The sequence below is a fragment of the Aliirhizobium wenxiniae genome, assembly GCF_014201355.1.
Classification (GTDB): domain Bacteria; phylum Pseudomonadota; class Alphaproteobacteria; order Rhizobiales; family Rhizobiaceae; genus Neorhizobium; species Neorhizobium wenxiniae.
In genome coordinates this window covers 55,742-68,645 of the sequence record NZ_JACHEG010000005.1, presented here as the reverse complement: position 1 = coordinate 68,645, position 12,904 = coordinate 55,742, and the positions used below count along the sequence as shown (strand labels likewise).

Below are 12,904 nucleotides of genomic sequence, written 5' to 3'. Positions count from 1 at the left end.
TCATGTCGCTTCTGCAAATCGACAATCTCACCGTCGAATTCGAAACCGCCAACGGCTGGTTCCGCGCCGTCGACGGCGTCTCGATCTCGGTCGACAAGGCTGAAGTCTTGGCAATCGTCGGCGAATCCGGCTCCGGCAAGTCGGTCTCGATGCTCGCCGTCATGGGCCTTTTGCCCTGGACCGCCAAGATCACCGCCGACCGCATGCTGTTCGAAGGCAAGGACATTCAGGCACTCAGCGGCGCCGAGCGGCGCAAGCTGATCGGCAAGGATATCGCCATGATCTTCCAGGAGCCGATCGCCAGCCTCAACCCGTGCTTCACGGTCGGCTTCCAGATCGAGGAAGTCCTGCGTATCCATCTCGGCCTCGGCAAGAAGGAGCGCCGCGCCCGCGCCATCGAACTGTTCACCCAGGTCGGCCTGCCCAACCCGGCCGAGCGCATGAACGCCTTCCCGCATCAGATGTCGGGCGGCCAGTGCCAGCGCGTGATGATCGCGATCGCGATCGCCTGCAACCCCAAGCTCCTGATCGCCGACGAACCGACCACCGCGCTCGACGTGACGATCCAGAAGCAGATCCTCGATCTCATCATGGACCTGCAGGCCCGCACCGGAATGGGCCTGATCATGATCACCCATGACATGGGCGTCGTGGCAGAAACCGCCGATCGCGTCGTCGTGCAGTACAAGGGTCGCAAGATGGAGGAAGCCGACGTGCTTTCGCTGTTCGAAAACCCGAAGAGCAATTACACCAAGGCGCTTCTGGCAGCCCTGCCCGAAAACGCCACCGGTGACCGCCTGACCACGGTTTCCGCCTTCTTCGACGGCAACCCGGAACCGGCACCTTCCGCAGGAGCATCGGCATGAGCGACGCAAAGACCATCGACACCATGCTCGAAGTTCGCGACATCAAACGCGACTACGAACTGCCGGGCGGCTTCATGAAGCCGAAGAAGACGCTCCATGCGGTGAAGGGCGTTTCCTTCAAGCTGGAACGCGGCAAGACACTGGCGATCGTCGGCGAATCTGGCTGTGGCAAGTCCACGCTGGCGCGCATGATCACCTTCATCGACGAACCGACATCCGGTGAGCTGATCATCGACGGCAAGAAGATGGACACCCGTCCGGGCCACCTGACGTCCGAAATGCGCCAGAAGGTGCAGATCATCTTCCAGAACCCCTATGGCTCGCTCAATCCGCGCCAGAAGATCGGCGACGTTCTCGGTGAGCCGCTGGCGATCAACACCGATCTGTCTGCTGCCGAGCGCCGCAATCGCGCCACCGAAATGCTGATCAAGGTCGGCCTCGGCCCGGAACACTATAACCGTTACCCACACATGTTCTCCGGCGGTCAGCGCCAGCGTATCGCCATTGCGCGCGCGCTGATGATGAACCCGAAGCTGCTCGTGCTCGACGAGCCGGTATCGGCACTCGATCTTTCGGTCCAGGCACAGGTTCTGAACCTGCTCGCCGACCTGCAGGACGAGTTCAACCTCACCTACGTCTTCATCAGCCATGACCTTTCGGTCGTTCGCTACATCGCCGACGAGGTGATGGTGATGTATTTCGGCGAGGCGGTTGAATACGGCACGCGCGACGAGGTGTTTTCCAACCCGAAGCACGAATATACGCAGACCCTTTTCAAGGCGACGCCGAAGGCCGACGTGGAATCGATCCGCGCGCGTATCGCAGCGAAGAAGGCCGCTTCTGCGGCTTGAGCCTTGCTGCCATTGCCAGACATTGGACCGGAGAGAGCAATCTTTCCGGTCTTTTTATTCGACGAACACCCTGACCGTCGCAGCCCTGCCCGCACTGTCGATCACCGTCAGCGTCGAAAACCCCGCCCCTTCCGGTTGCCATTCATTCGTCCGACGGCGTGAGAGATCGGCAAGCGGCTTGCCGTTCGCAAGCCAGCGGAATGGCGGGCGGCCACCCTGCAATTTCAGCACAAGCGGCGAGATATCGCCGGATGACGCTCCAAGATCGACCTTCGCCCCTTCGGGCGGATAGACTATCTGCGGCGCGGTCTCGCGAGACGACGAGCGGATAAGCCCGCTTGCGGTGACGGCAAACCGCCGCTGGGCGATCGGAAGATCGGATTGCGCGAGGCGCACGGCACCGGCCGGGGCCGCAGGATGTGGCGTGAACGGCACGCCGGAGCGCGAAAAGGCTTCGAACAGGATCGGCGCCGCCGTCTGGTAACCGGCAATACCAGGCACCGCGCCGTTATCCGGCCGTCCGACCCAGACACCGAGCACATAACGTCCGTCATAACCAACCGACCACGCATCGCGATAACCGTAGCTGGTACCGGTCTTGTAGGCGATGCCGAGTTTCCGGCTGCCGGTCGGCGGCAGAACGTCGGAGAGAATATCGGTGACATTCCAGATCGCCTGCCGCTCCAGGAGCACCTCGCTGTCGAGCACTGCAGGCTGCTCATCGATACCATTGCCTACCCGGACCGGCTGTCCGCCATTGGCTAGCGCTGCGTAAGACTGCACCAGATCCTTGAGCGTGATGCCGACCCCGCCAAGCCCGATCGCCAACCCTGGCGCCTCGCTCGGCGGCAAGACGGGGCGCACATCGGCACGACGAAAACGGATCATCAGTCGCGATGGCCCGACCGCATCAAGCAGCCTCACCGCCGGCACGTTGAGCGACAGTTGCAACGCCTGCCTGACCGTCACGTCACCTTGATAGGTCATGTCGAAATTCTTCGGCCGATACCCGAAGAAATCCGCCGGCCGGTCCTCGATCATGGTTTCCTGGGAAACCAGCCCCTGTTCGAAGGCAAGCCCGTAAATGAAAGGTTTCAGCGTCGAACCCGGCGAGCGCAGGACGCGCGTCATGTCGATCCAGCCGGAACGCCCGGCATCGAAATAATCCGCCGACCCTACCTCACCGACGATTTCGCCGGTCGTTGCATCCGCCATCACCATGGCAAGTGAAACTTTTGGGGCGAGCTTGGCGGAAGCCTCGCGAGCCACCTCCTCCAGCTTCTTCTGGATGCCGCGCCTCAACGTCGTACGATATTCTTCGCCCTTCGGCTGCTTGCGGATGGCGGCTTCGGCAAGATGCGCGGCATAGGCGGGCAATTGCAGCCTTTGCCGCGGCACCGCATCAAGGGACGCCCGCTCCGCTTCGCCTTCGCCCGTTACCTCCGTCACCGCAGGACGGGTCAGCACGCGTTCGCGCGCGGCATGAGCCGCCTGTGGATGGCGATCCGGCCGGCGCATTTCCGGCGATTGTGGCAGGGCGACCAGAAGCCCTGCCTCCGCCACCGTCAACCGTTTCGGCTCCTTGCCGAACCAGGCGAGACTTGCCGCCCTGACCCCTTCCAGATTGCCGCCATAGGGCGCGTGGGTGAGATAGAGTTCGAGGATGGCCTTCTTGTCGAGCCGACGCTCGAGCTGGATGGCGCGGGCAAGCTGTAAGAGCTTTGCCGAAAACGACCGCGTTTCTCGTGGCTCGATCAACCGCGCCACCTGCATGGAAAGCGTCGAGGCGCCGGAGACGATCCGGCCATTGCTGAGAAGCTGGAACGCCGCGCGGCCGATCGCCCATGGATCGATGCCGCCATGTTCGTAGAAACGCCGGTCCTCGTAACCGATCAGCATGGCGAGAAAACGCGGATCGACATCCTCGATCGTCGTCTTCAGCCGCCAGCGCCCTTGCGGCGTGGCGAAAGCGCGCAGCAATTCGCCATCGGCATCCAGCACTTCACGGGAGACAGCCGTGGCATTCTCAAGCGGTGGCGGATAGGCGCGATCGGCCCAGTCCAGACCGGCATAGGCACCCGCAGCCAGAAGGAGGCAGGCACCAAAACCGATCGAGAATTTCCAACGCTTTTTCATCGTCCTTCACGCCGCTTACGGAGCCGCCAAGACCTCCATCTTGCCCATTGCCGTCCGAGCCGAGAACTGCGGGCGATACATGTCGTCCACCTGCGCTGCCGGGTGATCGTAGACGCCGGGCGTCACGGCCCGCACGACATAGGCCAGCGTGATCTGCCGGTTGTCGCCCTGGACGCGATCGAAGGCGGCGACGAAGCGGTCGTTGCGGAATTCCGTATGCGCCGCCTGCACTTCCTCGATCCAGTCGAAATTGGAAAGATTGGCGCTGTTGACGATCGACGGATTGTCGATCTCGAAACCGGCCGGCAAAAGATCGGTGACGATGATACGCGACGGCCAGTCATTGGTTTCGGTGACATTGAGCACCACGACATACCGTTCGTTCTGCTTCGCCTCGCTGACACTGACCTCCTCGCCGGCCATCGTGTAATAGGTCCGGGTAATCTCGAACCCATCACCTCCGGCCGGCAGCGGCGTGGACGGTGCGGCAACCGTGGTGATCGCGGCCGACAAGGCGTCGCCACTGTCATTGCGGATGGTCAGCGGATGATCGAGCAGAACATCACCGGCCATCTGCGACATCAGCGTGCCGGTATGGGCGGCACCGTTGACGTTGAGCTTCAGGCTGTCATCGCCGTTCTGCAACGCGCGGGCGGCAAGCAGCATCCAGGTCTGTTCCTGGGTGCTGGTGTATTTTTTCTGCGCCCATTCCTTGGCAACGACATCCGCCAGCGCCGGCACGATCGGCGGCACCGGACGGCTTTCGGCAGCAAGTGCCAGAACCGCAGCCCCGTCACGCAGTGACGAACCATAGTCGGAACGGGCAAGGCTTACCTTGTGGACCTGCGCATTTTCCGACATCTGCAGCGCATCGTTGAAAATGCTCTGTGACCGCTGGCCATCGCCGTAAAGCGAAAGCGCTGCCGCGATATGCGCCTTGGAAAGCGGCGTCGGGAAATCGGAGAGCATGGTATCGGCGTAATAACGCAGATCACTGATCGCGGCCTTGCGATTGCGGGCGAGAACATAGAGCGCATAGGCGATCTGGTTGCCCTGATCGCGTACATTGGTCGTATAAGCGAGCGTGTTCTGCAGGTTTTCCAGCGACTGAACGAGCGGCTGTTCCGGCACGTCATACCCCTGTTCGCGGGCACGCGAGAGGAAATCGCTCACATAGGCATCGAGCCAGAGATCGTTGCCAGCGCCATCCGGCCCCCAGAGGCCGAAGCTTCCGGCGGAAGCCTGGAAGGACAGCACGCGATAGATCGCATCCTGTACGCGCTTCTTCACCTCGGCGTCATCGGCCAGCCCATTCTGAACCGCCATTTCGCTAAGATAGAGAAGCGGCAGCGCCCGGCTCGTCGTCTGCTCTGCACAGCCATAGGGGTAACGGTCGAGGCTCATCAGCAGCGCCGGAATATCGAAGGCATTGGAACGGCTGACATTGACGCTGACCGATGCCCCCTGCAACACGCTGTCGGCAAGCAGATTACCGTCTACGGTAACACTTGCGCCCGGTTTGAGTTCGACCAACCGCCGCTCCGTCACCGGCATTGCGGCCGGACGGACAGGGATATGGAGAACCTGATCGACGGAGAGACCGGCACTATTGGCAAGCTTGATCGACACCGTGCCGTCGCCGGGCTCGATACCGACGAGAGGCAGCGTGATACTCGTCTTGCCACCTGCCGTCAGCTCAACGGGCTTCACCGCGCTCTGGCCGATGGCCACCGCATCGCTGGTCTCGACAGTCAGGTCGTAGGTACCGGCAGGCCCATCCGTATTGGCGATGTCGAGCCTCAGATTGCTGTCGTCGCCCGGCGCGAGGAAACGCGGCAGGCTGGAGGTAATGACGATCGGATCGCGGATGATGACATCCTTCACGCCGTGCCCGACGCCGGATTTCGACCAGGCAACGGCCATGACCCGTGCCGTGCCGTTGAACTGCGGAATGTCGAAGGAGACTTTCGCCTTGCCCTCGCCGTCCAGCTTCACAGGACCGGAGAAGAAGGCAACCAGCTTTTCCTTCGGCGGGCTGGCCTGCAGCGCCATGCTGCCACCGTCACCACCCGTCCTCAAACGCCCGGTCGCACCGAGCGAACCATCGATCAAACGGCCATAGATATCGCGGATTTCCAGCCCCAGACGGCGCTGGCCGAAATACCAGTCGTCGGGTGCAGGCGGTTCGTAACGGGTGAGATTGAGAATGCCGACATCGACAGCCGCGACCGTGACATAGGCATCCTCGTTGGCACCTGCACCGGCAACCTGCAGCGAGATATCCAGCGGCTGACGCGGCAGCGTCTTTTCCGGAGCGTCGATGGCGATCGCCAGATCACGCGCTTCTGGATCGACCTTCAGCCACGTGATGCCGATCGCCCGCATCGGCATGCGGTTTTCACGCGCTTCGCCGGGGCGATAGAGCGTTGCGGTAACGTAAGAGCCGGCACCCCAATCAGCAGTCACCGGGATTTCGACCTCGCCACCATTTTCGGCAATGCTTGCGGTCTCGACAGAGATGAGCTCCTCGGAACCCGCCATCACCATCAGCTCGCCGGCATAACGCGACGACACTTTCAGCTTGGCGGTATCACCAACCTTGTAGCTCGGCTTGTCGAGCGCCACTTCCAGCGCATCCGGCGTTTCGGTCGAGCTGGCGGTTACGAACCAGCCGGCATCGAATTCGACGCTGGAAGCCGGGCCGCCGATATCGGCGGTTTCGACCTCAAGGCGATAACGGCCCCACTCGACCGGAACGGAAACCCGCCCGCCATCCGTCGTCACATCGACCGTTCCATTGGAAACCTGACGCGTGCGTGTGATCGGCTCGTAACGCCAGGAATTGCCGTCGCGATACCACTGGTAATCCCGCTCGACCTTGACGAGCTTCCACGGCAGCCCCTTCAAAGCCTGTTTGGCACCGGATTCGTTGACCAGGATGACGTTGAAATTGCCGACTGCACCTTCCGGCAGGTCACCGGAAAATTCCGGCTTGATGCCGATCCGCGGGCCATCAGCTTTCACCGGCAGCGACAGATTGCGCTCGATCGCCCTTCCACCCGTCTCCTGCATCCTGACGACAATCTCGGCATTGATGAGCTTGGTCGTTGACGGCAGTTCGGCGACATCCGCATCGAATGTAGCTTTGCCGTCCTCGTCCGTATCATCCAGCGCATCGAGCGGAATACGGACGGTTTCCGTCTCCTCCTCGTCGGCAAGGCCGAACTGGTAACCGGGGAAGGTTGCATTTTCGCGTGTCGGCTTGAGCGCGATCTCACCTTCGAGACCGAGGTCGGCAGCAGGAGCGCCATAGAGATAACGGCCATCGATGGTCACCGAGGCCGGTTCACCGACAACGATCTCCTTCGCTTCGCTCGTCATGTCGAATTCGATACGATCCGGCACGAAATCATCGACTAGAAAGGTCTTTTCGCCGATCGCAGACCCTTTGGGATCAGTAAACACCTGCATCGTCCAGGTGCCTCGCATAGACGTGTCCTGCAACGGCAGATCAAGCGTGTAGCCGCCGATATCGCCGTTCTTCACCACTCGCCGGTCTTCCACGCCATCGGGGCGCAGGAAAACGAAGGTGAGCGGCAGGTTCTCGATCGCGGTTGCATCGACATTACGGGCAAGCGCGCTCGCATGCACGGTTTCGCCGGGGCGATAGATGCCGCGTTCGGTCCAGGAGAGAAGATCGATCGCGCCGGGAGCAGGACGTCCGGTCACACCGCGGTCGGACAGATCAAAGCCTGCGCGGGTCATGTCGAGGAAGACATAATCCTTGCCCTCACTCTGCGCCGCCAGCACCGCCGGCACCATCGCCGCCGTGCCGCGCATCAGTCCGGCCGTAAAGGTGGCGCGGCCATCCGCATCCGTCTTCGCCGTACCGAGGATCTCATTATTCTTGGCAAGAAGCTGCAGGTCCACACCTGCGATCGGTTTGGCCGAGCCAAGCGACCGGGCAAACACATGCAGCCCGTCCGTGCCGGCATAGGTGGTGAGACCGATATCGGAGACGACGAACCACTGGGTCGCCTTGTTGTCCCATTCCTGATTGACGGCATTGGCAGCAGATGCCGTGAGCACATAGACACCCGGCTTGCGCTCGCGCAGCGCCTCATCGACCGGGAAACTGGTCGTCACGTCCTTGTTCATATCCTGGCCGAGATCGATCGTGCCCTGCCAGACCAGTTCGCCGTTTTCCTGCTCGATCCGGTCGGCGCTATAGCCGCTCATCTGGGTCAGGAACTGCGAATTGGTCAGCAACGGCGCGATATTGCGGTCGCCGATCCGGTAGAGTTTGAGGTTCGCCCGTTCGGTATTGACCGAAACGATCGGAATGCCGCGACGCGCGGTGGACGGCAGGACAAAGCTGTCGCCCGTAAACCGCACCATCGGCGAGCGGTCCTTGACGTAGATGTCGAGATCGACCTGGGCCGGAAGCGGCTCGTCGACCGAAGACGGCAGGCCGCGGCGCAGCGAAAGCTTGTAGCGCTGGCCGTGGGTTAGCCCCTCGACGCAGACCTGGTTGTCCTTGGCTTCCATCGCCTTCGGCGCCTGCCCGTCGAGTGTGACGAAAGGAGCATAATCGACGCCTGCCTTCACAAGCGGCTCGGAAAACTGCACGCAGGCGCGCGGATTGGCGCTATCGGCATCGACCGTATTGCCGGTGATCCGAAAACCCTGGCGCTCGCGAAGATCATTGTAGGCGGCCTGAACGGTGCGGGCGCTGGCGAGAGCAAGGCTCTGCTTGTAGGCGGTGAGCGCCTGACGGTAATTCTGCTGCTTGGCGAGTGCCGCACCGAGCACGGCAAGCGCATCGGCGCGGGCCTGCGTCGTGCGCGACATCAGATAACCGTTGATCGCCGCAAGCGTGCCTTCGCTATCGGCCGACCCGTTATTCTTGGCAACGCCGGCGGCCCGCGCCAGCGCGATCCACAGATCGCCGTCATCCGGGGCAAGTGACAGCGCACCCTTGTAATTGTAGATCGCCGTATCGACCCGGCCGGCAAGCAGTTCGGACTGCGCAACGGTTTTCAGGTTCTCGATACCGTAACCCTGCTGGTTATCGCCGAGCACCAGGCCATCCTTCTGCTCGCGAGCCTGCTGCAGCAGTTCGTCCGACAGAAAGGTCAGTCGCGGCGGGGCACCGATATCCGGTTGGACCGCCACTTCGACGATCTTGCCCGCAACGGCACCGGCAAACGTATTGAGCTGGCCATGATCGGACTTGAGGAAGCACCACTTGGCTTTCACATTATAAGTGAAGGCGCGGCACTGGTTGTCGCCGATGCAGGCGGCTTGGCACTGGTCCAGGCTGACATTCTTCACGGTCCTGAGGTCGAAGCCGGTATAGTCGCCATCTACCGTCGTTTCGATCCGCCGTTCCGCCGCGATAAGCGGCGTGGTCAGAAGGAGTGAAGAAAAAAACAAAGCTGAAAAGCCGAAGATCGCGCGCCTAGACATCGATAAGTCCCCCCGTGGCAGCCGTCGGATGCGCTGTTGTCCAATGTGGGAACCCACTTGTCAACGGAAGTCATCCCGTTCGCTGACGGAGGAAATCAAACCGAAAGTGGCGCAGTAAGAAAACTCCTCTAGACAAAGCTGTGCCAGAAATGCCGTCTGCACATGTCGATGACAGTGGCAGACAGACAGTCTTGTGATGTAGAAGGCAGTCGATATGGCAATTCTGAACCTATTCAAGAACCGACGTGCGGACGAGAAGACGGAGCGCGCAAGCTTCGGCGCTCTCCTCGACGGTTATTCGATCGAGGTCATGCCGCGCACCGCGGCCAAGATCGAGAATTTTCGCGAGTTCCTGCCGGCCGGCATGCGTGTCTATATCGCCCATATCGACGGAACGCCGATCGAGGACATGGTTGCCACGGCAAAACGCCTGACCGACGACGGTTACGCGGTGATGCCGCATGTTCCGGCCCGCCTCATCCGCGACAAGGCGATGCTGGAGGATTGGATCAGCCGTTATGTGAACGAGGCAGGCGTCAGCCAGGCTCTACTTCTGGCGGGTGGCCTCTCCTCCCCCAGAGGCGAACTCGAAAGTTCGTTGCAGCTTCTCGAAACCGGCCTGTTTGGGCGTTATGGCTTCAAGCGCCTGAATGTCGCCGGCCACCCGGAAGGCAACAAGGATATCGACAAGGACGGCACGACAAGGCTCGTCGACCGGGCCTTGAAGTTCAAGCAGGCCTATTCGGAAAACAGCGATGCCGAAATGGCGATCGTCACCCAGTTCGCCTTTGATGCCAGATCGATAATTCGCTGGACCGAGCGTATCGCCGAAGCGGGCGTGACCTTGCCGATCCATCTGGGCGTTGCCGGTCCGACCAAGCTGCAGACGCTGATCAAACTCGCCATTTCCTGCGGTGTCGGCCCGTCACTGAGCGTGCTGCAACGCCGCGCCATGGATCTGAGCAAGCTGCTCGTTCCTTACGAACCGGATGAATTCCTCACCGAGATCGCCAATTACAAGGCGACCCATCCGCAAAGCCTGATCGACGAGATCCACGTCTTCCCGCTCGGCGGCATCAGGGCAAGCGCCGACTGGGTGAACGAGCGCGTGCTCAAGGGCAAGGTAGCGAGCCGATAGCTCGATAACGGACGTTAAAAAGAAAACGGCGCGATCCGAAGATCGCGCCGTTTTTTTTATCGTGGAAGAGACAACGATCAGCCCGAGATATAGGGCAGGACCTCATTCGTACCGCGCCAGATCATTTCGAGCGCGACGTAGAGAATGACAGCGAGACCGACATAGGCAATCCAGCGATGGTTGTTGAGCAGGCGGGCGATGAAGCTTGCGGCAATACCCATCAATGCGATGGACAGGACAAGACCGAAGATCAGCACTTCCGGATGCTCGTGCGCGGCACCGGCAACGGCCAGCACGTTATCGAGCGACATGGAGACGTCGGCAATGACGATCTGCCAGGCGGCCTGGGCAAAGGTCTTGCGAGGTGCACCACCAGCGACCGTACCATCGGCATTCAAATCGCTGTCGGCAAGAGCCTCATTGGCTTCGTCTTCATGCTGATGAGGCGTTCTCAGTTCGCGCCACATTTTCCAGCAGACCCACAGCAGCAGAACGCCGCCGGCGAGCAGCAGGCCGACGATCTGCAGCAACTGCGTCGTTGCCAAGGCGAACCCGATACGCAGCAGCGTAGCGGCAATGATGCCGACCAGAATGGCCTTTGCACGTTGTTCCTTCGGCAAACCGGCCGCAGCAAGGCCGATGACGATCGCATTGTCACCAGCCAGAACCAGATCGATCATGATAACTTGCGCGAGGGCGGACAAGGCCTCCGGCGTGAAAAATTCCATCATAAGACAACCTATTTAGACGGGGTGCCTCATGTCCTGACGACCTTTGGGGCGCGTTCCGGGCAATGAACCCAAGGACACACATTGCATCTGACCAAAAACCATCACGACACCGGGCACCGATATTGGACAATCCAGTCCGACATCACAGTTCATGGAAGAACTGCCAGAGGGGCCCGGTCCTGGTCGACCAAGATTTAGCGCCGGCTTGACTGAAACTCAAGTGGCCGACTCACGAAACCGTCAGATCCTCGTGATCTCCGCTGCCGCAACGGCAGAATTGTCGGCTCGCACCGCACCCGCCGCCGATGCGTTTTCACTTCGGAAGCCGCTTCTGCAGGCTGTCCAGGATACGTTTTCCGAGCGCCTGGTAATCCTCGTCGAAATGATGCCCGCCATCGATCGCCACCGTTTCCACGCCGGATGCCTTCATCGAAGGGCACGGGTCATCGTCTTCTTCGGTGCCGTAGATGCACTGGACAAGGCCGCTCTTGATCTTGGCGATATCGTCGACCGTCGTCCCGCCATCGCCTGCTCCGGCCATGCCGAGCCAGCCGGTAACGGAAATTTCGAAATCCACTTCCTTCGAAAGCGCTAGCAGCGAAAGCTGCTTCACCCGTTTTTTTTCGGCCTTGGGGAGAAGATTGTAGGCTGCGGGAATCACATCCGCACCGAACGAATATCCAATCAACACGACATTCGAGACACCCCATTGATCGGTATAGGTATCGATGATCCGCTTCAGATCGTCTGCTGTCTCCTGTGGCGTGCGTTTCGCCCAGAAATACCGCAGCGAGTCGACGCCGATGACGGGAACGCCTTGGCTCTGAAGATATTCCCCAAGCTCGCTGTCGAGATCGCGCCAGCCGCCATCGCCGGAATAGACGATCGCCATCGTGTCCATAGCCGGCTTCGCTTCCAGAACGGAAAGCGGCAGGTCGAGAGCGCCTTCGGATTTCCCGGAAGATAGCTGGTTCTGCAGCCACGTGCCGAGATAATCCTCGGCGTCATCGGAAGTTTCCTTCACCACGATATCGCTATGGGCCTGTTTCAGGGTAAGCGCATGCGCCTTGCCGGCCGGATCCGCCTCCGGCGTGAAAGCAACAGTCACCGGAGCCGGCAATGCACCGTCAGTCAGTCCGTAGACGATCCCGGTATCGGTGGGGCGCTTGTCGGCAGGTGTGCAGAGCTGCTTCTTCAAAGGCACGATTTCGCCCGGATCAACTGCGATCGCACCGCCGATCGTTGCAAACGGGCTCTGTGCGATCATCGCGAGCGCAAGCGTGCCACCTTCTTTCACGCCGGCGAGAATAGGATGCCGGTATTCGCGGTTTGCCATCCGCCGCTGTACCTGCTGCGAGAGATCTTCGATATCGGAAACCATGTAGATGCAGTCACCGTCGTCCGTCGCCAGCGATTTCATGTAGGAGGGAAAATCGATGCCGACGACGGCAGCACCGCTCTCGACCAGATCCTTCGCCTGTGCCTCCTCGGCAGCACCCCAGCCTTTCGCATCGGAAATCAGGAACACCATGCCGATAAGATCCTGTCCCTGCGGAAGATAGATATGCGGCGAGGGAATGAGCCCGGTATGGTAGTCCTTATCGGCCACAGGATTTTCGGCCTGTGCCTGAGGCGCTGCCAGGGTAGGAGATTGGGCGGGCGCCTGGACGGGAGCTGGTGTCTGGGCATGCGTCAGGGGCGCAAACGCCATGC

7 protein-coding genes are annotated in these 12,904 nt (G+C 60.9%); 3 read left to right on the top strand and 4 right to left on the bottom strand.

Going from position 1 to position 12,904, the window contains the following annotated elements:
- The first annotated feature begins 2 nt into the window (after positions 1-2).
- The gene (locus tag HNQ72_RS19820) at positions 3-866 is read left to right on the top strand and encodes an ABC transporter ATP-binding protein (protein ID WP_183994564.1); all 864 of its coding nucleotides are present in this window, start codon (positions 3-5) and stop codon (positions 864-866) included.
- Entirely contained in the window at positions 863-1,717 is an 855-nt protein-coding gene (locus HNQ72_RS19815; protein ID WP_183994562.1) for a dipeptide ABC transporter ATP-binding protein, read from the top strand. The genes HNQ72_RS19820 and HNQ72_RS19815 overlap by 4 nt, the downstream gene beginning before the upstream one ends.
- Positions 1,718-1,771: 54 nt before the next feature.
- On the opposite strand, the gene pbpC is transcribed toward HNQ72_RS19815, so the two are convergent.
- Positions 1,772-3,853 (bottom strand): penicillin-binding protein 1C, encoded by a 2,082-nt coding sequence (gene pbpC / locus HNQ72_RS19810; protein WP_183994560.1) that lies wholly within the window; start codon positions 3,851-3,853, stop codon positions 1,772-1,774.
- Between the two features lie 15 nt (positions 3,854-3,868).
- The gene (locus HNQ72_RS19805) at positions 3,869-9,322 is read right to left on the bottom strand and encodes an alpha-2-macroglobulin family protein (protein ID WP_183994558.1); all 5,454 of its coding nucleotides are present in this window, start codon (positions 9,320-9,322) and stop codon (positions 3,869-3,871) included.
- Positions 9,323-9,536: 214 nt separating this feature from the next.
- Between HNQ72_RS19805 and HNQ72_RS19800 the strand changes: the two genes are divergently transcribed.
- Entirely contained in the window at positions 9,537-10,460 is a 924-nt protein-coding gene (locus HNQ72_RS19800; protein ID WP_183994556.1) for a methylenetetrahydrofolate reductase, read from the top strand.
- A 77-nt stretch (positions 10,461-10,537) separates the two neighbouring features.
- Here HNQ72_RS19800 and HNQ72_RS19795 read toward each other — a convergent pair whose 3' ends face one another.
- Complete coding sequence (locus tag HNQ72_RS19795) at positions 10,538-11,191, bottom strand: TerC family protein (RefSeq protein ID WP_183994554.1); 654 nt, start codon at positions 11,189-11,191, stop codon at positions 10,538-10,540.
- A gap of 313 nt (positions 11,192-11,504) precedes the next feature.
- Complete coding sequence (locus HNQ72_RS19790; RefSeq protein ID WP_183995036.1) at positions 11,505-12,902, bottom strand: virulence factor family protein; 1,398 nt, start codon at positions 12,900-12,902, stop codon at positions 11,505-11,507.
- Positions 12,903-12,904 lie beyond the last annotated feature (2 nt).